This is a genomic window from Streptomyces sp. NPDC111744 (assembly GCF_055634995.1).
In genome coordinates, this window is record NZ_JBVKCG010000001.1 from 619,847 (window position 1) to 642,621 (window position 22,775).

Genomic DNA, 22,775 nt, shown 5'->3' on the forward strand with positions numbered 1-22,775 from the left:
AGACCTGCCGTACGTCCCGAGTACGCGGGGCGGCGACCCGGGGCACGGACGGTGGTGCAGGGCACAGAGACCAGCGGCGCAACCCCCCGGCGCCGCTCCCCGGCACCGACGCTGCCCTGACGTCGGTGCTGACGGAAGAAGGGCCCCGCGGCTCCGTCCCGCGGGGCCCTTCGCCTGCCCGCAGACAGAGCGCCGCAGACCGCTGCAGACCGCCGTAGAGCTCAGAGCGGCGCAGAGTTGCGTGGAGCTAGGTACGGCTCACCGTGCCGCACCCCTCCGGCTCGTTCCCGAGTTTCCGGCTCCGGTCGTACGGGTCGATCGACGGGCCGGTCGGGGCGGCGCTGCCCGTGGGCGCCTGGGACGGGAACTGCGGGTGCAGATAGCCGTCGTCGATGTCGCAGGCCGAGTTGCCGGCGTCCTCGTCGTAGCCCAGGAGGGTCAGGCGGCCGGGGGTGACCTGGTAGTGCACGGGGTCGGAGAGTTCGGTGTCGATGACGCGGCGCACGATGGTGCGGGTGACCTCGGAGCCGTCGGCACGGACGACCGGGTAGACGAAGGTGAAGTCGGCGTGCACGGCCACGCCCTCGTACTTGCCCTTGGCGAAGGTGATCCGGCCGCGCGTCTTGACGACCTGGCCGGCCAGGTGCACGTCCTCGGGGTCGAAGCGGCTGAAGAGGGACAGCGGGTCATGGGTCTTGCTCGGGGTGCGCAGCGCGGTGTTGAGCTCGTCGAGCAGGCCGGGCTGCCGGGGGTCGAGCACCGCGAGGGCGGCATCGGGGTGGGCGCCGGCCACGACCTCGGGGTCGAGGTTGGCGTCGACCAGGAGCTTCTTGGTCTGCTGGAGGGCCAGTTCGACGCGGTCCTTGGGGATCGAGCCGAGCGCGGTGGCCTTCGGCAGCACGATGCCGGCCGCGCCGTCGGCCCAGCGCAGCGCCGGGGAACCGGCGAACGGATGGTCGAGGGTGGGGGTGTCGGCGGCGACCGCGGAGGGCGGCGCGGTCGGGGCGGCGGTCTCGGCGGGGAGCGGCGAGGTCGCGGTGTCGGTACCGGAGGAGGCACCGGAGGACGAGCCGAAGGGGTCGCCGGGGATCAGCGAGGGCCGCATGGCCACGACGGCCACGGCGATCGCCAGCGGCAGGCCGACGACCGCCCAGACCTTACGGCGCCGGGCGGCCCGCCCGTCAGTTTCCTGCCAGGCGGGCCCGGTCCGCCAACCCTCGGGCTCCTGCAGCTCCTTGAGCCGCTCGGTTCCCTCACGTGCCCGTGCGGAGGGCTCCTTCGGAGCGGACTTGCGGATGTCGCGCTCGGTGTCGCGAATGAACTGCTCCCACACCTCATCGGGTATGGAGGAGGACGACGACGGTTCGTCCCCCGACGACTGCTCGGACCGTCTGTCAGACATGACACTCTCTCGTTCGGCCGTTTGACGGGGGCGAGAATAACCTTGGAACCGGCTGTGCACATGCCCGTCTTCGCGGTCGGCTTCGATCATCCGCCAGGGGTGGGCCACAGCGCGTCTCAGGCGGTGTAGAACACGAGACGGCAACTCGGCACACCGGGGTGAAGTGACGACCGTCACATAAGGATCCGGTCAATGCGGAGGCAACCATTCACAGGATTCGCGGGTCACATCACCAGAACCAGCGGTTACATCCGTCTGCCGCACCTGAGTCACGGGGGTCCTGATGAAGCTTCGCCGCGCCATGGCCGCGGCAGCCGCCACGGCTGTCATCGCGCCAGTCGCCCTGCTGACCGCGCCGGCCGCGTTCGCGGAGGACACACCGTCGGCGTCCGCTTCCGAGAGCGCACCCAGCGAGATCCCGAGCGAGTCCGCCTCGGCCTCCCCGTCGGACTCCGCCTCGGCGAGCGACAGTGCGTCCGCGTCCACCTCGGCCTCCGCCTCCGCCTCGCCCAGCGACAGTGCGAGCGCCAGCGCGAGCGCGTCTGCCTCCGCCTCGGCCGAGCCGTCCGAGTCGGCGGGGCCCAGCGAGGACCCGTCCGACCCGAACGTCCCGTACTGCGAGGACCTCGACAAGGACTTCACCGACGCCAAGCTGTCCGCCGACATCAAGGGCCTGCCCGGCAAGATCGTCGCGGGTGACGGCTTCCACAGCTTCAAGCTGGTCGTGACCAACGAGTCCAAGACCGACGTCCAGGACGTCGCCTTCTACGCCGAGGTCGAGAACTACGAGCTCAGCGAGGCGAAGTACCTCAGCCCGTACGTCGACCTGGAGTTCAAGAACCCCGACAACGGCTCCTGGGACCGGATCGGCAGCGACGACTGGGCCGGCGACTACTTCTTCTACGTCAAGAAGCTCAAGTCCGGCGCCGGCGAGTCGGTCGACCTGCGCGTCTCCGTCGACGCCAAGGCGCCCGCCGGTGACGCCTACTCCTTCGGCTCCGGCGCCTACCTCGACAAGGTCGACGGCCAGGACTGCATCGCCGAGGGCTGGGCCCAGTACGACTTCACAGTCCTCAAGGCCGGCTCGTCCAACCCGGCCCCGGGTACGGCCACGCCGAGCGACGACGACAGCAAGGACTCGGTGAAGAGGCCGCAGGGCGATGTCTCCGACCTGCCGACCGGCAACCTCGCCGACACCGGCTCCAGCTCGGCGCTCCCGGTCATCGGCCTGATCGGCGGGGTCGCCGTCGTGGCCGGTGCCGGTGCGGTGTTCGTGGTGCGGCGCCGGAAGGCCGGGGCGGACGCATAGCCATGTGAACGAGGTCGCGCGGACCGTCGTACGGCGGCCCGCGCGCACCGGATGAAGAGGGACCTGGGCTCGGAGGGGGGCACAGGTCCCTCTTCGGCGTCCAGGCGCGAGACGCCCTGGTTACTTCTTCTTCGGGGGTACGGCCGGGATGTCCAACAGCGGCAGCCGTAGCGCGCCGAAGGCCTCCGCCGGGACCGCGGGGCTGTGCGGCTCGACCGGCCGGAGGCGCTCGTACGCCTCGCCCTGTCGCGGACGCGGGTCCGCCTCGCCCTTGTTGGGCCAGTAGGACATCGCGCGCTCGGCCTGCGCGGTGATGGTGAGGGACGGGTTCACGCCCAGGTTCGCGGAGACGGCGGCGCCGTCCACGACCGAGATGCCCGGGTGGCCGTAGAGGCGGTGGTACGGGTCGATGACCCCGGTCTCGCGCGAGTCGCCGATCGGGCAGCCGCCGAGGAAGTGCGCGGTGAGCGGGGTGCCCATCAGCTCGCCGACGTTGCTGCCGGCGAAGCCGTTGATCTCGGCGGCGAGCACGGTGGCGGCCTCCGAAGCGGCCCTGATCTGCTTGGGATTGGGGGCGCCGTGGCCCTGCCGCGCGGTGAGCAGGCCCTTGCCGACGCCGTCCGGTTTCAGGTAGGTCGTCAGGGAGTTGTCCAGTGACTGCATCACGAGGCCGATGATGGTCCGCTCCGACCAGCGCCGGTTGGAGAGCGAGCGCAGCACGAGAAGGGGGTGGCGGGCCGCGTTCGCCAGCCAGCCGAGGACGCGGGAGGAGCCTTCCGCGTACGGCACCTGGAGGATGGACAGGCCGCCCATCGCGTTGGAGCCCTTGCCGTAACGGACCGGCTCGATGTGCGTGTTCCCGTCCGGATGGATCGAGGACGTGATCGCCACGCCCCGGGTGAAGTCGGCCTGCGGGGTGCCGTGCGCCTTGCGGTAACGGCGGTTGTCGGTCTGGGCGCCGACCAGGGCCTCGGAGTTGGTACGGGTGAGGTCGCCCAGCCGGTCGGAGAGGTACGGCAGTTGGCCGCCGGCCTTCATCCGGTGCAGCAGGGTCTGGGTGCCGTAGGTGCCGGCCGCGATGACGACCCGGCGCGCCTTGAAGATCCGGCCCTTCGCCTTCTTGTCGTCGGTGGGGAGCGTCGCGATCGCGTAGCCGCCCTGGGAGTCGTCGGTGACGGAGACGACGGTGGTCATGGCGTGGACGACCGCGCCCGCCTGCTCGGCGAGATGGAGGTAGTTCTCGTTGAGGGTGTTCTTCGCGCCGTGCCGGCAGCCGGTCATGCACTCGCCGCACTCGGTGCACGCGTTGCGGGCGGGGCCGGCGCCGCCGAAGTAGGGGTCGGCGACCTGGTCGCCGGGCGCGGCCTTCGCCTCGCCGTCGGCGTCCTTGCCGTCGCCGAAGAACACGCCGACGGGGGCGAGATGGAAGGTGTCGCCGACGCCGAGTTTCTCCGCCGCCGCCTTCAGGTGGACGTCGGAGGGGGTCATCGTCGGGTTGAGCCGTACGCCGAGCATGCGCCGCGCCTGGTCGTAGTACGGCCGCAGCTCCTCCTGCCAGTCCGTGATGTCACGCCACTGGGGGTCGTCGAAGAAGGCCTTCGGCGGCACGTAGAGGGTGTTGGCGTAGTTGAGGGAGCCGCCGCCGACGCCCGCCCCCGCCAAAACCATGACGTTGCCGAGGAGATGGATGCGCTGGATGCCGTAGCAGCCGAGTGCGGGGGCCCAGAGGTAGTTCTTGATGTCCCAGGAGTTCTTGGGGAGGGTGGTGCGGGTGAAGCGGCGGCCGGCTTCCAGGACGCCGACGCGGTAGCCCTTCTCCGTCAGGCGAAGGGCAGTCACCGAGCCGCCGAAGCCGGAGCCGACGACTATGACGTCGTAATCGTAGGTGTCCTGGGGCACGGGTGCTCCTCGTTGAGTTTCGCGTGCGGGTGGTTCGTGGTCGGTCGCGCCGACGCGGCGGAGCCGCATGTCGACACGGCCCGCGCCCGGGGTAGGTCAGCGCAGCCCCATTGCCTTCATCACCTTCAGGCTCGTGCTCATGAACCGGGCGTACTTCTCGTCGTCCATGCCCAGGGCGGGGGCCATCGGCAGCAGCCGCTGCTGGGCCACCGTCTGGGCCTCCGTGTACTTGAGGATGCCCTCAGAGCCGTGCCGGCGGCCCAGGCCCGAGTCCTTCATGCCGCCCATCGGGGACTGGACGCTGCCGTAGGCGGGGGCGTAGCCCTCGTTGACGTTGACCGTGCCGGTGCGCAGGCGGGCGGCGACCTCGCGGCCGTGGCCGCCGTTCTTCGTCCAGACGGACGAGTTGAGGCCGTACGGCGTCGCGTTGGCGTGCTCGATGGCCTCCTCCTCCGTCTTGAAGCGGTAGAGGGAGACGACCGGACCGAAGGTCTCCTCCGTGCAGACGGCCATCGCGTCCTCGACACCGTCGAGGATGGTCGGCTCGTAGAAGTAGGGGCCGATGTCGGGGCGGGCGGTGCCGCCGGCGACGACGGTCGCGCCCTTCTCCACGGCCTCCTCCACATGCCGCATGACGGTCTCCAACTGGCGCTCCCCTACCAGGGATCCCATGTCCGCGCCGTATGCGAGGGACCTGCCGAGGCGCATCGCCTTGGTGCGGGCGGCGAAGCGCTCGACGAAGGCGTCGGCTATCGACTCGTGGACGTACAACCGCTCGATGGAGATGCAGAGCTGGCCGGCCGAGGAGAAGCAGGCGCGGACGGCGCCGGCGGCCGCCTTCTCGATGTCGGCGTCCTCCAGGACCAGCATGGCGTTCTTGCCGCCGAGTTCGAGGGAGACGCCGACAAGGCGGGCCGCCGCTCCCTGGGCGACCTCGCGCCCTGTGCGGGTGGAGCCGGTGAAGGAGACGTAGTCGGCGTGCTTGACGAGTTCGGGGCCGACGACCGGGCCCTCGCCGAGGACGACCTGGAAGACACCGGCGGGAAGTCCCGCCTCGATCAGCAGATCACGCGCCCACAGGGCGGTCAGGCAGGTTTCCGTGTCCGGCTTCATGACGACCGCGTTGCCCGCGACGAAGGCGGGGAGGGCGTCGCCGACGGAGAGTTCGAGGGGGTAGTTCCAGGGGGCGATCTGGCCGACCACGCCCCGCGGGTGGCGCAGTTCGGTGACCTTGGTGAGGGTGGGCATGGCGCCCGCGTGCCGCTTGGGCCGGAGATAGGAGGGGGCTTTGCGGCCGTAGTGGCGGGCGGCGACGGCTACGGCCTGCACCTCCTCGTGCGCGTGCAGGCGGGCCTTGCCGGTCTCCAGCTGGATGAGGTCGAGGACCTCCGCCTGGCGGGCCAGGACCAGGTCGTGGAAGCGCAGCAGGACGGCCGCACGCTGCCGTACCGGCACCTTCGCCCATACGGCCTGTGCGGCGCGGGCCGCGTCGAAGGCCTTCGCCACGTCCTCGGGGGTGGACTCGGGCAGGTCGGCCAGCTTCTCGCCGGTGAAGGGCGTGTGGTTGGCCGTGCGTCCGGAACCGACGACACCCTTGGTGAGCTGGGCGACCAGCTCGGGCGTGACCACGTCGGCGGCCGTTCTGGCCCCTGCGGGGGCTGGGGCGAGGGGGTTCGTGCCGGTGTGGGCCGGTGCGTGTGCCGGGGCCTGCGAGTCCGTCATGTGCCGCAGGGTATTCGGGAGCGGGGCCTTTGGGTACCCGTGGGTAACTCGGATTCACCGAGTACACACATGCCGCCAGTGATCACTGGCGGGGAATGCGCTGATCAGGACGCGGGGCGAACGATCAGCCGCGTTCCGGTTTTTTGGCGAGGAGGAGGCCGAGGGCGGCGAGGGGGGTGAGGCGCCGCGGCTCGGGGTCCGGGGACGGCGGGGCAGGGGCGGGTGCGGCGGGCGGGACCGATGGCGCGGGTTCCACGGCCCACCGCGGCGGGCTCACCCCGGCGACGGAGGCCAGCACCTCGGCGACGGCCGGGGCGTCCGGACGGGCCTCGGGTTCGGAGGCCCGGAGCCCCTCGAGAAGGGCGCCGAGAGGGCCTTCCGCGGTGTCCATGACCGTGCTGAGCAGCGCGCCCAGAGCCCAGAGGTCGGAGGCGGGGCCGGCGCCGCGCCCCTCGGCGCACTCGGGGGCGACGAAGCCGCCGTACCCCTGCCCCTGCTGCCCCGCGCCGATGCCGAAGTCGGTGAGGACGACACGCTCGCCGCCGACTCCGAGAAGGACGTTGGACGGCTTGAGGTCACGGTGGACGATGCCGACGCCGTGCGCCGCATGCAGAGCACCGAGGACGGCGAGGCCGATCCGGGCGGTCTCGGCGGGCGACAGGGGCCCACGGGAGTCGAGGGCTTCCTGGAGAGACTCACCTTCCACCAACTCCATGACGACCCAGGGGAGTTCGTCATCGAGGAGTACGTCGTGAATGGCGACGGCGGAGGGGTGGTCGACGCGGGCGGCGGCCCGGGCCTCGTGCAGCAGGCGGTGCGCGGCCCGCTGCCGTTCCTCGTCCGCCGGATCGCCGGTCAGGCGGGGCTCCTTGACGGCGACGTACCGCGCGTCCTGTTCGTCGTGGGCGCGCCACACGGTGCCGGTGGGGCCGGCCCCGATGCGCTCGACGAGCCGGTAACGGCCACCGATCAGACGTCCGTCGGGCGGCTGTTCGCCGTCTGCGTTCATGGCACATGAGTACCCTGCGCACCACACCCTTGTCGAAGCGGCGCGGTCAGAGCGGTCAGAGTGCCATGGACATGCGCTGAGTCCGCGAGGGCAGTACCCCAGGCAGTGCCGCCGCGCTTCTTGGCCGGGCAGGTAAGGTCCGTGGAATGCCGAGAGTCAAGGTCAGCGTCATCGTCCCCGTCTACAACACCGGGAAATACGTCGACGAGTGCGCGCCGTCGCTGCTGGGGCAGAGCCTGCCCGCCGACGAGTACGAGGTGATCTACGTCGACGACGGGTCGACCGACGACACCCTGGCCCGGCTGGAGAACATCGCCGCCGCCCATCCGAACGTCCAGGTGCACACCCAGCCGAACTCGGGCTGGCCCGGTGCACCGCGCAACCTCGGCATGCGGCACGCCAGAGGCGAGTACATCCAGTTCGTCGACCACGACGACACGCTCGGCCCCGAGGCGCTGGAGCGGCTGTACGAGCACGCCAGGCGCAACGACGCCGACGTCGTACTCGGCAAGATGTCCAGCACCATGGTCCGGCCCCGGCGGCTGTTCCGGCACACGGTCGACGCCTGCACCATAGAGAACGACGAGCTGATGCAGAGCATGTCGCCGCACAAGATGTTCCGGCGCGCCTTCGTCGAGGAGCACGGCCTGCGGTTCCCGGAGGGGCCCTGGATCCTGGAGGACCTGCTCTTCGTCAGCGCCGCCTACCTCAAGGCCGAGCGGATCTCCGTCCTCGCCGACTACCCCTGCTACTACTGGATGAAGCGGGACGACGGCGGCAACAACACCCGGCACCGCTTCGACCCCCGGTACGGGTTCTGGCCCAACGTCCGCACCATCGTCGGGCAGATCAAGGACGGCACGCCCCCCTCCGACGACCTCGACGCCCTGCAGAACCGCCTTCTCCACCGCCTCTACCACGTAGAGATCCTCTCCCGCACCCGCGAGCCCGAGATCCTCCGCGAGGACCCCGCCGAGCAGCGACCGCGCTTCGAATCGGCCCGGGAACTGGCGCTGACGGAGTTCCCGGCGGCCGTACGCGAGGGCCTCCCGGCCGTCTCCCGGCTGCGGGCCGAACTCCTCGAACGCGGCGACTTCGACGGCGCGGTGGCGCTGGCCGAGCGCGTCCGCGAGGTGAAGGCCCGCACCGAGGTCGGTGATCCGAGGTGGGAGGACGGCCGCCTGGTCGCCGACATCACGCTGAGCCTGCTGCGCGGGGACGGTGAACCGCTGGTCCTCGTCGAGCGCGACGGGAGGCAGTGGCTGGACCCCGAGCTGCTGACCGGCGTGCCCGGCACCGAGGACGGCTGGGAGGTCCGCGATCCGTTCCGGCTGGCCTACGCCGAGCTGGTGGTCAAGGACCGGGACCGGGAGGACTGGTGGTACCCGGAGGGCGACCTGGAGGTACGGCTGAAGTCCCTGGGGGAAGGCCGGTCGCAGCTCGTCGCGTCCGGCCGACTGCGCCTGGACCCGGAACGGCTGGCGGGCGGCCGTCCGCTGGAGCGCGGGGTGCACGACGTGTGGGCGTTCGTGCACCTGCTGGGCATCGACCGGATGGTCCGTATGACGGGAGACGGCACCCACGGCGCCCCGGCCGCCGCCCCGGCACTGACCGGCGGGCGCCTGGCCCTCCCCTACTGGACGGGCAGCGGCCAGCTGGCCCTGGACATCGACCAGCGTCAGCGCAGGCTGGGCGTTGACACGGCGGAGGCCGCCGAGAAGAACGCCGGGCGTGACGATCGCGGGCTCCCCTTGCCGTACATCTCGGCGACGGCCGGATCGGCTCCGGCACCCGTCAAGGTGACCGTGTCGACGGTGACGGTGGAGGCGGAGCTGGTGCCCGAGGCGACAGGGGCCCGCCTTCGTCTCCCCGGCCGCCTCAAGCTCCCCTCCGGCCGCCACCCGGTGACCTTCCCGAAGGCGTCGGCTCCGGTGGCGTACGCGGTCGTCCGGGACGGCGTGGTGCTACGACTGGAGGGCCCGGCGTACCGGCCGGGTACGGCACGCCGCTGGCTGGACAGACTGGGCAGGTGAAGGGCGCCCCCGGATCCATGTCGCATCCCGGTCCTCAGTTCCCCGCGAACGTGTCCACCGCGACATCGAAGTACTCCCGTGCCTCCCGCACCTTCCCGACCGGTGCCGACACCCACACGTCGTACAACCGGCCGTCTTCCTCCCAGCAGAGGTCATAGGTGTGCCGGGGGCCCTCCGTCGCGCTGAAGCCCTTCCAGGTGAACTCCCAGAAGGCGGCGGGGTGTCCGGAGTGGGTGGTGTCGGTGACCCGGCCGTCGTGGTAGCCGGGGTTGGTGCTCGGCCCGTCGGCCGCCGCCCGCCGTATCGCCGTCCCCGGTCCGCCGGTCTGCGGCTCGGAGACCTTGACGCCGAGCCGGAAGGCCTGCCCCGGCGACAGGTAGAAGACGCGCTCGCCCTGCGGGTCGCGGGTGAAGTCCTCGGGGACGGCGAGGGAGAAGCCGGCCGGATCCTGCGCGAGACGGTAACCGGAGGGGGCGGTGCGGGAGGTGGCGGCCGGTGACGAGGGCGAAAGGGGCCACGGGGACGAGAGGGACGACGGGGACGGCGGCGGGGTCGTGGCCGTCGTGTGTGACGCGGTGACGGTCGTCGTACCCCCGGGGCCCGGGGTACCACCGCCTCCGCCGCCGTTGAACAGCAGCGCGGCCGCCGACACCCCGGCCCCGGCCATCGCGGCGACGAGCAGGGCGGCGATCAGCACCCCGCGGGGCGAGTACCGGGGTGACCCTTCCGGGGCCGGGTCCGGTGGCCACGGCACGTCCCGCTGGGTCGGCGTGTACGCGGAGACACCGGCGCTCTCCGTCGTGCTCGCGGCCGCCACGGACCCCGTCTCCAGGAACCCCCGCAGCATCCGCTCGGCCTCCGCCGCACCCAGCCGCCGCTCGGGATCCCGCTCCAGCAGCCCTCGTACGACCGGCAGCAGCGGCTCCGCCTGGGCCGGTGGCCGGATCTCGTCGGAGACCACGGCGTGCAGGATCCCGCCGAGCGAGTCGCGCCGGAACGGCGACTCGCCGCTGAGGACCGCGCACAGCAGCGCGCCCAGCGACCACAGGTCGGAGGCGGGACCGGAGCGGGAGCCGGACATCCGCTCGGGCGCGGTGTACTCGGGCGACCCGACGAAGGAGCCGGTGTCGGTGAGCGTGGTGGCGCCCGCGACCTGCGCGATCCCGAAGTCGGTGAGTACGACACGCCCGGTGGCCGCCTCGACGAGCACGTTCGCCGGCTTGATGTCCCGGTGCAGCACCCCGGCCGTGTGCGCCGTCCGCAACGCGCTCAGCAGGGCGATCCCGATCCGCGCGGCCTCGCCGACGTCCACCGGACCGTTCTGCGAGATCCGGTCGGCGAGCGAGCCGCCGTCGATCATCTCCATGACGATGTAGGGCCGTTCGCCCTCCTCCACCACGTCGTGCACGACGATGATGTGAGGGTGGTGCAGCTGTGCGACGGCCTGCGCCTCCCGCAGGGTGCGGTCGCGGCGCAGCCGGGCGTCGTCGTCCGGGAGGGAGTCGTCGACGGTGAGTTCCTTCACGGCGACCTGCCGGCCGAGTAACTGATCGGTCGCGCGCCATACGACACCCATCCCGCCCCGCCCGAGCCGCGTTTCCAGGCGATAACGCCCCGCGATCAGACGAACGGCTTCCCCGTCGGTCCCCATGGCCCCATGATGCCGCACCGGACGGACCCCTTCCGGCGCGGTGACCGGCCAAGTGCACCTCCGCCTGACTTCAGGGGCGATCATTTTCAGCCATGACCGGTTTCAAAACGGGTGCACGGGCGCCACGGGGAGTCTCACGTTCACCAACTGGTCAGCCCACCATGTGGACATCAGCGGTTGGATCAAGGACACCGCTGCCGATGGTCACCATGTGGCCATTCGCCTCGTTTCCATAGACGACAGCACTGGATTCGTCACGGAGTGGGGCTGGCATTCCGAATACGACGGAAACGACCAGAAAAGCAGCTTCTCCACTTACGCGGCACCCTCGGGTGATTCACTCGACTACATCGGCGCGCAGGTGGCGGTCATAGAAGGAAGCACGATAGTCCGTTCTTGCACCGACTACGCCTGAGCCTCCGCGGAGGGCGGCCGAGTGCGCCGCCGTCCCAGGAAGGACGGCGGCGCACTGTTCCACTCGGGTCAGCCCTCCTGGAAACCCCGCAGGATCACGCCGAACTGCTTGCTGGTGGTGGCCCAGTCGTCGGCCGGCGAGGCCGCGTAGATGGCGTACTCGGTGCCGGCGCTGTTCATGTACCCGGCGTCGATCGCATGGTAGGGCCCCGGGAAGTAGTGGGGAGCGTCCTTGGCCAGCGCGTTCCAGGTGTACTCCCAGCGGACGCCCGGCTGGTCGCGGAAGAGCTCCTCCTTGAGGCTCAGCTGCTTGTAGCCGAGCAGCCGATTCGAGACCCGTTGATCCAGGTCTTTCATGTGCTCGTACGCGGTGCTGAAGTCCGGCGCGGTGTCGACGGCGACCCGCACGAGGTGCTTGCCCTTGTCGGGCGAGTAGTCGACCTGCCGGAGGCCGTCCTGGTCGATGGAGACGGACCGCTTCCACCCCTTGGGCAGGGAGATGCTGAAGCCCACCGGGTCATCGCGCCGCTCCCAACCGGCGGGAACCGCCCCCTGGCCGCCCCTGTCGCTCGGCGAAGCACTGGCGCCGGCGCCGGCACTGGCACCCGGAGTCGACGAGGCAGAGACGAGGCCGTCGGGGCTGTCGGTGCCGAACTGCTGCAGCGCGACCGCGACGCCCCCACCGACGACCGCCGCGAGGGCGACGACCAGGGCGAACGTGCGCAGGCGGTACCGCTTCGCCGGCACGGGCACGGGCCCGATCGTCACCGGCGGATACGGCGTGGCGACGGCCGACTGCACACGGGTACCGGTGCCCGTCCCGGTCCCCATGATGTCGTACCCCGTCTGCCCCGTCGCCACATACATCTGCGCCCCGCTCGGCCGCCGGCCCTCCGCCGCCTCGGCGAGCATCTGCTCGGCCTCTTCGGGGCCGGGCCGCTGGGCGGGTTCCTTGCGCAGCAGCGCGGTGATGACCGGCTCCAGCGGGCCCGCGTTGCTCAGCTCGGCGGCCTCCTCCTCGACAACCGCCTGCATGGTGGTCAGCGGCGAGGTACGGCGGAACGGCGAGCGCCCCTCCACCGCGGTGTACAGCGTCGCGCCCAGCGCCCACAGGTCGGAGGACGGCCCGGGATCGTGCCCGCGCACGCGCTCCGGCGCGAGATAATCGACGGATCCGACGACTTCCCCGGTACGGGTGATCGTGGTGTCGCCCTCGATCTGCGCGATGCCGAAGTCGGTGAGGAGGACCCGGCCGTCCCGGCCGATCAGGACGTTGCCCGGCTTGACGTCCCGGTGCAGCACCCCGGCGCTGTGCGCGGCACGCAGCGCGCGCAGCACCCACAGCCCGATCCGCGCGGCCTCCCGCGGCTCGACGCGCCCGCGCTCCTTGACCTCGTCGGCCAGCGAGTGGCCCTCGACCAGCTCCATGACGATCCACGGACGGCCGTCGTGTTCGAGGACGTCATGGACGGTGACGACGGCGGAGTGGTTGATGCGCGCCGCTGCCCGGGCCTCCGCCCGGGTACGGGCCAGCAGGATGGCCTGGTCGCCCTCGGAGACGTAGAGCGCGGCCGTCAACTCCTTGATGGCGACCGCCCGGTGCAGCACTTCGTCGTGGGCGCGCCACACTCGGCCCATGCCGCCGCTGCCGATGGTGTCGGCCAGCCGATAGCGGCCCGCGATGAGCAGGCCCTGCATCTGATTCACGTTGCCCCGCAATGCTCTTGTCAGGGTCAGACTAAGGACCACCCTGCGGCCATGGAACCGGTGGGGTCCCACGGAGACAGCACTGTGACGGTTTTCGCTTTCACCACGGAAAGTGAACGGAATCCGCCCACCGGAACGGGAACCATTCGGCTCACACCGGCGTTGACCTTCAGCCCGTGTACTTGTACGTCGACGACGCCTGGTCGTACAGCCGTGTGACCTCGTCCCGTTCCGACTCCGGGCCGCGGACCTGCACGATGTGGTACCGACCGTTGATCAGGAAGACCATGTTCCGTACGAACAGGTCGCCCTGCCGGCCGTCCGTCCAGGTGAACTGCCCCTCGGCGGACACCTGCTGGCCCACCGTGATGGTCCGCAGCCCGCCCGCCGTGGCCCAGCTGGAGTCCCGGTACGGCTGCAACTCCCGTTCCTTGTCCCGCTGGTACGTCATCGGATCGTTGCCGTAGGTCGCCGCGCTGTCCCGCCCGGCCACGACGATCAGCTCGAACCTCCCCTGCGAGTAGATCACCTGGCCGCTGCCGTTCCGTGGTGTACGGCTCCAGCCCTTGGCGACGGCGACCTTGAAGCCGTCCGGGTCGTTGCGCAGGGTGAAGCCGTCGGCGGCCGTGGTTCCGCCCGTCGAACCCGCGGTGGTCTGCGTCTCGGTGGACGGGGGCGCCGTCTGCGACGGTGTCGGCGTGGCGGTCGGGCTCGGACTCGGCGCGGGACCGGCCTCGCCGGCCGCACCCGTCCGGTCGCCGTTCGTCGCGCCGCCGTTGTCCGCGCTGCCCTTCTTCGGCAGGAACAGCATGGCGTACGCGACCACCGCGGCCAGCAGGAGCAGCACCAGCAGAAGCAGCGTACGGCCCAGTCTGCGCGGGGACTTGGCCTCCTGGCGGGCTCGCTTGTGCCGGCCGTGCGGACTGGTCGCCGGCAGCCCTGCCCGGCGCCAGCGCACCAGTTGCCCGCGCCTGCGGACGATCGGCAGCCGGGCCGGGTCGGCGGCGGGCGGGGCGGTGACGACATGCGCGCCGGCGTCCGGCTCGGGCGCGGAACGCACCAGCGAGCGCAGCCAGCCGCGCAGCTCCTCGAAGTCCAGCCGCTCGGTGGGGTCCTGACGCAGCAACGACTCCACGACCGGCCTGAGCGACCCGCACTCCTCCGCGAAGGCGGGCGGCTCCGAGCACACCAGTTGCACCAGCTCGGCCGTGGACTCCTCCGGGTACGGTGCGTGCCCCTGCACGGCCCGGAACAGCAGCGCGCCGAGCGCCCACAGGTCGGTGGCCGGTCCGATGGGGGCCGCCAGCTGCCAGTTCTCGTGCACGGGCCCGGCCTGCTCCGGCGCCCAGCGCTCGGTCACCGGCCCGACCACGGTCATCCGCACCTGCCGCGCCCGCTCGGCGGCCAGCGCGGTGGCGGGCCCCCGCCGCCCGGCCACGGCGGCCTCCGCCTCGCCCCACCGGGGGGCCTGCGCGGGTACGACCGGCTGCGGGAGGTCGGTGCCGGGACCGACGGCCGGGAGTGCGGTGCGCTCCGCGGGAGGCGTGCCGGGATGGGGGCGGGGCACGGCCCCGTGCCAGGGCGAGGAGGCACCGCTCACCCCGTACGGGTCGGCGATGCGACCGGGCGGCACACTGCCGGCGGCCCGCTGCTCACCGCCGGGCGCCTGCACCTGCGCCTGCCCATTGGCGTAAGGCAGTTGGGCCGCTCCGTTTGCGTGCCCCGGGGCATACGGCGGCTGCGCGGCACCGTTGGCCTGGCCCGGGACATACTGCGATGGAGCCGCCCCGTTCGCATACGGCTGCTGCGGTGCGGGCGTTCCGGTGTCGGCGTCGACCGGCGGCCGGGCCCCGGGCAGCGCGGCCCGGCCGTTCTGCTGGGCCTCCTGGACCCGGGCCGCGGCCCTCGCCCCCGCCCGGTACGCCGCGATCGCCCCGGCCCGCGCGGCCCGGATGTCCGCCCCGGTCTCCAACGCCCGCCGCTCCACCGCGCCCGTACCGGCACCGCCCGAGCCCTCGCCCGGTCCGGCCGCCGGCAACCCGCCGGCGGCCCGTGCCTGAATGGCGGCGCGCCGGGCCGCCTCGGGATCCGCCTCCGGCACGCCGGGCGCCGTCCGTGCGCCTGCTGTACCACCCGACGCACCCCCGACGCTCCCGATGCCCCCGACAGCGAGGGCGCCTGAGCCTCCGGGACCGGCCGGACCGCCAGGTGTGGCGGAACCTTCCGCCTCCCCGACCCGCCGACGGCCGTCCGCCTCCGCGCCGCCTTCTCCCTCCGGCGGCGGCACCGGGTCGTACCCGCACAGCGCCTCTTCCGCCGCCCCGACCGCGAGACCGGTCAGCATCACCCGGCCGTCGTCACAGACGAGGACCGTGCGGGCGGTGATGTTGCGGTGCACCCAGCCGTGCGCGTGCAGCACCCTGAGCGCCATCAGCACGTCGGAGGCGACCTCGGCCGCCCGGTACGGCGTCAGCGGCCGCTCGGCGAGCAGCGTCGCCAGCGACCGCGCGGCCACGAACTCGCTGACGATCCACAGCGAACCGCCCTCGGCGAACACGTCGAAGACCTGGTCGAGCCGGGGATGGTCGGGGATCCGGGCGGCGGCCTGCGCCGCCTCGACGGCGCGGCGCACCGCGGGATCGCTGGGCCGGCGTGTCGCGGTGCGGGCGGCCGGTGGCCGACGTGCGCCACGGTCACGGGCCGTGAACCCGTCGGGCAGTCCCTCCGCGTCGAGCACCTCCGCCTCGACGACCTCCGGCAACGGCACCTGCCGGACGTACACCTCCTGGCCGCTGTAGGTGTCGAAGGCCCGGGTCTCGGTGTGTTCGTACTCGTCGGAGGGGGGCAGGGGCAGGCGGTAGCGGTCGGCGAGTACCCGACCCGCGTAGTCGTCCACGTTGCCTCCCCCGGCCGCCCGGTGGTCAAATCCGTTCGTTTCGCGGCCCGTTCTGCATGCATACCTGAATGCGTACGGTCCGCAACCACTCACGATACGTGCCGGAGGCAATTCGCATTGTGGGGATGCGAATTTGTCACTTCGGCTCGAAGCTCGCCGTCAGCGTCTTCCAGGTGTCCTTGCGCAGCTCACTGCTCCAGTGGGCGGCCTTCGCGGTGTACATCAGCCCGTACCCCTGCTTCGAGCTGACGACGAACCCGCGGTCGACGGTCCGGTACTCGGTGCCGCTCTCCACGTAAGTGAACTCCCAGTCAGCCGTGTTCCAGCTGCGGTAGCTCACCTTCGCTATGCGGATCTTCTGGTATTGGGAGCGCACCATGTAACGCTCCTGGTTCTCCCAGTCCGCCACCGGGTCGCCCTTGGGCGTGCTGGTCCAGGCGATCAGCAGCTTCTGGCCGTCTGGCCCGGTGAACCGGTCCCCGGCGGGGCTGCTCGTCTGGAACTTCCAGCCCTTGGGCAGCCCGATCGAGTAGCCCTGGCCTCCGTTGTACGTCTGCACCGCTGAGGTGTTGTCCCCGTTACTGCCACTGGAGTTCGACGCCGAGGAACCGTCGTTGCCCGACTGGTCCGAGTTCCCGGTACTCCCGGAGGTCGCGGCCGCGGAGGAGGCACCGTCCGTCTGCGTACCGCCGCTCGCGCCCTCCTTGGTGGAGGATCCGCCGCCGGACCCCGAACCGGAACTCGCACTCGCGCTCGCGCCCGAGGTGGCCACCGCCTTGGAACCGCCGCTCTTGCCGCTCCCCTTGCCGTTCCCGTCGTCGCCCAGCGTGAGGGCGAGCACGGTACCGAGCACCGCGAGCACCACCACCACGGCGATGATCACAAGGGTCCGCTTCGGCACCACGTCCGTGAGCGGAGCCCGGGGCACGGTCCGGGGCGCCAGGTCCATATCCGGCGGCGGCACCACGGGCCACCCCGAACTCGCCTTGCCGACGGCGGGCTTGGTCCCCGCCGTTCCACTGCCCGCACCGGCCCCTCCGACAGCGGGACCGGCGGCCGGACCGGCGGCGGGACGCCCACCGCCGGCCGAGCCGGAAACCGGCCCCGAACCGGAACCGACCGATCCCGAGCCCGAAGCGACCGATCCCTTGGCGCCGCCGGCCTCGGCAGCGGTGCTCTTCGGCCGGGTCGCGGAGGCGACACTCGCCGCTCCCGCGGCCTTCCGCACCGACCGCAGCGCCCCGCGCAGCTTCTCCCCGGCCTCCTCGCCCCGCCTGGCCCCGGCGACCTTCTCCTGCTGCGGTGCGTCCGGCGGCAGCGGCACGACCCGCGTGGCGTCCACCGGCAGGCTCTCCGGCGCGCTGAGCACCGCGTTGAGCATCGACCGCGCGCCGGCGTCGTCCAACCGCTTGGCCGGATCCTTGGTGAGCAGGCCGTAGATGACGTCCCTGAGCGGCCCCGCGTTCTTGGGCTCCTCCAACGGCTCGGTCATCACCGCGGTCAGCGTGGCGATCGCCGACCCCTTGTCGTACGGCGGAGCGCCCTCGACCGCCGCGTACAGCAGGCCGCCGAGCGACCACAGGTCGGCCGCCGGGCCGGGCTTGTGGCCGCGGGCCCGCTCCGGGGAGATGTAGGAGGGGGCGCCGACGAGCATGCCGGTGGAGGTGATGGACGGGTCGCCCTCGACCTGGGCGATACCGAAGTCGGTGAGCACGACCCGGCCGTCGCCCTCGGAGATCAGCACATTGGACGGCTTCACGTCCCGGTGCAGGATGCCCTCGCGGTGCGCCGACCGCAGCACGTCCAGGATCGCGAGCCCGACCTCGGCCGCGCGCCGGGGCTTGAGCAGGCCGTCCTCCCGGATCACCTCGGCCAGCGACTTGCCCTCGACCAGCTCCATCACGATCCAGGGCCGGTCGTCCTCCTCGACCACGTCGAAGACCGTCACCGCGCTGTTGTTGCGGATCCGGGCGATCGCCTTGGCCTCGCGCAGGGTGCGCGTGATCAGGCGCCGCTTCTCCTCCTCGTCGATGTTCGACGGGAACCGCAGCTCCTTGACGGCGACCGTCCGGCCGAGGGTCTCGTCCTCGGCCCGCCACACCGTGCCCATGCCGCCGCGGCCGAGCACCCTTCCCAGCCGGTATCGCCCGGCGAGAAGACGCTCACTGTTGTCCTGACGAGTCTCCTGACGAGAAGTACCCGCCCGCTCCGCCTCCGACATGCGTCCCCTCATGCAACCCGCCCTGACAGAACCTTCATTGTCCCTCACCCGACAAGTGCCCAACGCCCCGGGTGCCCCTGACCGCGCATCGGAACCCGCTGGGGCCGGTCGACCGGAACCCCCGGTGACGAGGGCGTCACACGGGCCGGGATCATGGCCCGCGACAAGGGAGGAACCCGGATGCCGTCGCTTCGGACACTGGTGGCCATAGCGGTCGCCCTTGCCCTGCTGCTCGCCCCGGTGACGGCCGGTTCCGCGTCCTCGGCGGAGGCGACGGACCCGCTCCTGTCACAGTTCGTCGCCAAAGGCCGGGCGCCCGCCGCCGCCCTCCTCGACCGCGACGGCGACGACGTCCACTACGCGGCCGCCGGCCGGGGCATCACCCGCGCCGACCACTTCCGCGCCGGCAGCATCACCAAGACCTTCGTCGCCATCGTCGTCCTGCAACTGGCCACGGAACACCGGCTGTCCCTGTCCGACCCCGTGGAGCGGTATCTGCCGGGGCTGCTGCGCGGACGCGGCACCGACGGGCGGAGGATCACCCTGCGCGCCCTGCTCAGCCACACCAGCGGGCTCGCCGACTTCACCAACGTCACCCGAGGGACCGTCCCCCTGACTCCGCTTCAGGCCGTACGCATCTCGCTCGCCCTCCCTTCCACCGGCCTCGGCCGCTACTCGTACTCCAGCACCGGCTACGTCGTCCTCGGCATGGTCATCCGCCGGGTCACCGGTCACTCGTACGCCACCGAGACGCGGCGCCGCATCATCACTCCCCTCCGCCTGACGGGCACGTCCTTCCCGGGTGCCCGTACCTCGCTGACCGTTCCGCACGGCCGCGCCTACGCGGCCGACGGCTCCGACGCCACCGAGCTCGACCCGCGGGTGGCCGGCGCCGCAGGTGAGCTGGTGACCACGCTCGACGACCTGGACCGCTTCTACGCGGCGCTGCTGGACGGCGAGCTGCTGCCCTCGCACCGGCTGCGCGAGATGCTCAGCACCCGTGCCGCACATGGGGCGTACGGCCTGGGGATCTTTCCTGTGACGCTGCCGTGCGGGACCACGGTGTGGGGGCACAACGGACGGATCGCGGGCAGCTATGTGCGGAGTGCTGCCTCGATCGGCGGCCGGCATGTCCTCACGTTCCGTGTGAACACGACCTCGATCGCAGACCCGGACCTCGAACCCGCACTGCTCGCGGCCGAGTTCTGCCCTCGCAGTCGGTAGAACGGCCCAGGGCCGAGGGAAGATCCCGACGCCCGGTCGCCCGATCGGGTGATGTCGGAGGGCGGCTTCAGAGCGGCACGATGTCCGGTGCTCCCAGCCGGGCCGCGTCCGCCGTCTGGTCGTCCGGCTGGAGTTGGGACTCCCGTTCCGCCTCCACCCGCTTCTCGTAGTGCTCGACCTCCCGCTCGATCTGGTCCTTGTCCCAGCCGAGGACCGGCGCCATCAGCTCGGCGGCCTCGCGGGCGCTGCGGGTGCCCCGGTCGAAGGTCTCGATGGAGATGCGGGTGCGGCGGGTGAGGACGTCGTCGAGGTGGCGGGCGCCCTCGTGGGAGGCGGCGTAGACGACCTCGGCGCGCAGATAGTCGTCGGCGGCCGAGAGCGGCTCACCGAGGCCCGGGTCGGCGGCGATGAGGTCGAGGAGTTCGTCAGCCATCGAGCCGTACCGGTTCAGCAGGTGCTCGACCCGGACCACGTGGATGCCGGTGCGGGCGGCGATCCGCGCCCGCGCGTTCCACATCGCCCGGTAACCCTCCGCGCCGAGCAGCGGGATGTCCTCGGTGACGCACTCCGCGACCCGCATGTCGAGCCCGTGCACCGCCTCGTCGACGGCGTCCTTGGCCATCACCCGGTACGTCGTGTACTTGCCGCCGGCGACGACCACGAGCCCCGGCACCGGATGCGCGACCGTGTGCTCGCGCGACAGCTTGCTGGTGGCGTCGGACTCGCCGGCCAGCAGCGGGCGCAGCCCCGCGTACACGCCCTGGACGTCGTCGCGCGAGAGCGGCACCGCGAGCACCGAGTTGACGTGGTTCAGCAGGTAGTCGATGTCGGCGCTGGAGGCGGCCGGGTGGGCCTTGTCGAGGTCCCAGTCGGTGTCGGTCGTACCGATGATCCAGTGCCGGCCCCAGGGGATGACGAACAGGACCGACTTCTCGGTGCGCAGGATCAGGCCGGTCGTGGAGTGGATACGGTCCTTGGGGACGACCAGGTGGATGCCCTTGGAAGCACGGACGTGGAACTGGCCGCGCTCGCCGACCATCGCCTGGGTGTCGTCGGTCCACACGCCGGTGGCGTTGACCACCTGCTTCGCGCGGATCTCGTACTCCCCGCCGCCCTCCACGTCCTGCACCCGGGCGCCGACGACCCGCTCGCCCTCCCGCAGAAACCCGGTCACACGTGCGCGGTTGGCGGCCTTCGCGCCGTAGGACACCGCCGTGCGCACCAGGGTCGCCACATAGCGGGCGTCGTCCATCTGGGCGTCGTAGTACTGGATGGCGCCGACCAGGGCGTCCTTACGCAGGGCGGGCGCGACACGCAGGGCGTGACGGCGGGTCAGGTGGCGGTGGGCGGGCAGGCCCCGGCCGTGCCCGCGGGCCATCGACATCGCGTCGTAGAGCGCGACACCCGAGCCCGCGTAGAGGCGCTCCCAGCCCTGGTGCTGGAGCGGGTAGAGGAACGCCACCGGCTTGACCAGGTGCGGGGCGAGGCGTTCCAGGAGCAGGCCGCGCTCCTTGAGGGCTTCGCGGACCAGGTCGAAGTCGAGCATCTCCAGATAGCGCAGGCCGCCGTGGATCAGCTTGCTGGACCTGCTGGAGGTACCGGAGGCCCAGTCACGGGCCTCGACGATGCCGGTGCTCAGGCCCCGGGTGGCCGCGTCGAGCGCGGTGCCCGCGCCGACCACTCCCCCGCCCACGACCAGCACGTCCAGCTCGCGCTCGGCCATGGCCGCCAAGGACTCCGCCCGCTGCTTCGGCCCCAGTGTCGCTGTCCTCACCGCTGCCTCCCGCTGTGCCGCCATCGGTCATGGCTGGTCGTCGGTCATCGGTCGCGCCGGCCACACCCGGCAGGCGAGGCCCATGCCCAAAGTCTGACCGTGTTGCGCGACTTCAGCCACCACGCGCCCCCAGCCTGTGGACAACGCGCACCGAACCCCCGGAAGACACACGTACACAATCCCACATAACGTTCATATTTACTCCTAGTCTGACATTGCGCTTCGCTCATCCTGTCCACAGGGCTTGCGCACCTGTCCCGCTTCGGTTACTGGGAAGGACGGCCCACGCCATGCCCGCAGACCTCGCCGTCATGGGACTCGGTCCCTACGGCCTGCCCCTCGCCCAGGCCGCGGTGGCCGCCGGCATCCCCACGATCGGGTACGCCACCGGTCCCGAGGCGGGCTCGCTCAGCCCCGCCGAGCTGCGCCGGATGCTCTCGGGGGGCTTCCGGGTGGCAAAGGACCCGGCCGAGCTGGGGCGGGTGCGGACGGCGGTGATCTGCGCGCCGACCTCGCGCGGCGACGACGGCGGGCTCGACCTGAGCCAGGTGGAGGCCGCGGCCCGCGCCCTGGCCGAGCGGCTGCGCCCGCACACCACGGTGATTCTGGAGTCGCCGGTCCACCCGGGGACGACGGAGGACTTCCTGCGGCCCCTGCTGGAGAAGGGCTCGGGCCTGCGGGCGGGGCGCGACTTCCACCTCGCCTACTCGCCCAGCCGGGTGGATCCCGGCAACCGCGACTTCACCCCGGCCAACACCCCGAAGGTCATCGGCGGTCTCACGTCCGCGTGCATCGAGTCGGCCGCCGCGTTCTACGGCCGGCTCACCGACAAGGTGGTACGCGCGCGTGGCCCGCGCGAAGCCGAGACCGTGCAGCTGCTGGAGACCAACTTCCGGCACGTCAACATCGCCCTCGTCAACGAAATGGCCGTTCTCTGCCACGGCCTGGGCGTCGATCTGTGGGACGTCATCCGCTGCGCGGAGACCAAGCCGTTCGGCTTCCAGGCCTTCCGGCCCGGCCCCGGTGTCGGCGGCCACGGCGTCGCCCAGGACCTGGCAGGCGTCGCCGGCCGGGGCCTGCGCATGGTGGAACTGGCCCAGCAGGTCAACCACCGGATGCCCGGTTACGTCGTCCAGCGCGCCGCCGCCCTTCTCAACGAGCACGGCAAGTCGGCCCGCGGCGCGCGCGTGCTGCTGCTCGGCGTCACCTACAAGGCCGACCTCGCCGACCAGCAGGCCACGCCCGCCCGCGAGATCGCGATCCGGCTCATGGAACTGGGCGCCTCGGTCAGCTACCACGACCCGCACATCGCGTCCTGGAGCGTCCTGGAGCGCCCGGTCCCGCGCGCGGACTCCCTCTACGAGGCGGCCGCCGACGCCGATCTGACGATCCTGGTCCAGCAGCACCGGACGTACGACCTCCAGGGCCTGTCGGTGAAGGCACAGCTGCTGCTGGACACCCGGGGGGCGACACCGACGGGGGCGGCGCACCGGCTCTGAGCACACGGCGCGAGG

14 protein-coding genes are annotated in these 22,775 nt (G+C 71.8%); 5 read left to right on the forward strand and 9 right to left on the reverse strand.

What is annotated here, in order from left to right; translation table 11 throughout:
- Nucleotides 1-247: 247 nt before the first annotated feature.
- Nucleotides 248-1,402, reverse strand: coding sequence for a hypothetical protein (locus ACZ7OO_RS02930; protein ID WP_471500851.1), 1,155 nt, complete (start codon nt 1,400-1,402; stop codon nt 248-250).
- A gap of 283 nt (nt 1,403-1,685) precedes the next feature.
- Here ACZ7OO_RS02930 and ACZ7OO_RS02935 point away from each other — a divergent pair, with 283 nt between their 5' ends.
- On the forward strand, nt 1,686-2,711 hold the full coding sequence (locus ACZ7OO_RS02935; RefSeq protein ID WP_471500853.1) for an LAETG motif-containing sortase-dependent surface protein: 1,026 nt from the start codon (nt 1,686-1,688) through the stop codon (nt 2,709-2,711).
- Between the two features lie 120 nt (nt 2,712-2,831).
- On the opposite strand, the gene ACZ7OO_RS02940 is transcribed toward ACZ7OO_RS02935, so the two are convergent.
- From ACZ7OO_RS02940 to ACZ7OO_RS02950, 3 genes are all read right to left on the reverse strand, one after another.
- A complete protein-coding gene (locus tag ACZ7OO_RS02940) occupies nt 2,832-4,610 on the reverse strand; it encodes a GMC family oxidoreductase N-terminal domain-containing protein (RefSeq protein ID WP_471500855.1) in 1,779 nt (592 codons plus the stop codon).
- Nucleotides 4,611-4,706: 96 nt separating this feature from the next.
- A complete protein-coding gene (locus tag ACZ7OO_RS02945) occupies nt 4,707-6,332 on the reverse strand; it encodes a succinic semialdehyde dehydrogenase (protein WP_471500857.1) in 1,626 nt (541 codons plus the stop codon).
- A gap of 124 nt (nt 6,333-6,456) precedes the next feature.
- Nucleotides 6,457-7,341, reverse strand: coding sequence for a serine/threonine-protein kinase (locus tag ACZ7OO_RS02950; protein WP_471500859.1), 885 nt, complete (start codon nt 7,339-7,341; stop codon nt 6,457-6,459).
- A gap of 146 nt (nt 7,342-7,487) precedes the next feature.
- Here ACZ7OO_RS02950 and ACZ7OO_RS02955 point away from each other — a divergent pair, with 146 nt between their 5' ends.
- A complete protein-coding gene (locus ACZ7OO_RS02955; RefSeq protein WP_471500860.1) occupies nt 7,488-9,374 on the forward strand; it encodes a glycosyltransferase family 2 protein in 1,887 nt (628 codons plus the stop codon).
- Nucleotides 9,375-9,408: 34 nt separating this feature from the next.
- Here the strand turns inward: ACZ7OO_RS02955 and ACZ7OO_RS02960 are convergent, their stop codons facing one another.
- Nucleotides 9,409-11,025 (reverse strand): serine/threonine-protein kinase, encoded by a 1,617-nt coding sequence (locus ACZ7OO_RS02960; protein WP_471500862.1) that lies wholly within the window; start codon nt 11,023-11,025, stop codon nt 9,409-9,411.
- A gap of 40 nt (nt 11,026-11,065) precedes the next feature.
- Here ACZ7OO_RS02960 and ACZ7OO_RS02965 point away from each other — a divergent pair, with 40 nt between their 5' ends.
- A complete protein-coding gene (locus tag ACZ7OO_RS02965; RefSeq protein ID WP_471500864.1) occupies nt 11,066-11,440 on the forward strand; it encodes a hypothetical protein in 375 nt (124 codons plus the stop codon).
- 68 nt (nt 11,441-11,508) lie between these two features.
- Here ACZ7OO_RS02965 and ACZ7OO_RS02970 read toward each other — a convergent pair whose 3' ends face one another.
- The 3 genes from ACZ7OO_RS02970 to ACZ7OO_RS02980 all read right to left on the reverse strand — a co-directional run bounded on the left by ACZ7OO_RS02970 (nt 11,509) and on the right by ACZ7OO_RS02980 (nt 18,263).
- On the reverse strand, nt 11,509-13,137 hold the full coding sequence (locus ACZ7OO_RS02970) for a serine/threonine-protein kinase (protein ID WP_471500866.1): 1,629 nt from the start codon (nt 13,135-13,137) through the stop codon (nt 11,509-11,511).
- Nucleotides 13,138-13,315: 178 nt separating this feature from the next.
- A complete protein-coding gene (locus ACZ7OO_RS02975; RefSeq protein WP_471500868.1) occupies nt 13,316-16,042 on the reverse strand; it encodes a protein kinase domain-containing protein in 2,727 nt (908 codons plus the stop codon).
- Nucleotides 16,043-16,178: 136 nt separating this feature from the next.
- Nucleotides 16,179-18,263, reverse strand: a complete 2,085-nt coding sequence (locus ACZ7OO_RS02980; RefSeq protein ID WP_471501247.1) for a serine/threonine-protein kinase — start codon at nt 18,261-18,263, stop codon at nt 16,179-16,181.
- 180 nt (nt 18,264-18,443) lie between these two features.
- Between ACZ7OO_RS02980 and ACZ7OO_RS02985 the strand changes: the two genes are divergently transcribed.
- Nucleotides 18,444-19,487, forward strand: a complete 1,044-nt coding sequence (locus ACZ7OO_RS02985; protein WP_471500870.1) for a serine hydrolase domain-containing protein — start codon at nt 18,444-18,446, stop codon at nt 19,485-19,487.
- Nucleotides 19,488-19,554: 67 nt separating this feature from the next.
- On the opposite strand, the gene ACZ7OO_RS02990 is transcribed toward ACZ7OO_RS02985, so the two are convergent.
- A complete protein-coding gene (locus ACZ7OO_RS02990; RefSeq protein WP_471500872.1) occupies nt 19,555-21,261 on the reverse strand; it encodes a glycerol-3-phosphate dehydrogenase/oxidase in 1,707 nt (568 codons plus the stop codon).
- A 290-nt stretch (nt 21,262-21,551) separates the two neighbouring features.
- Here ACZ7OO_RS02990 and ACZ7OO_RS02995 point away from each other — a divergent pair, with 290 nt between their 5' ends.
- Nucleotides 21,552-22,760, forward strand: a complete 1,209-nt coding sequence (locus ACZ7OO_RS02995; protein ID WP_471500874.1) for a nucleotide sugar dehydrogenase — start codon at nt 21,552-21,554, stop codon at nt 22,758-22,760.
- Nucleotides 22,761-22,775: the final 15 nt, after the last annotated feature.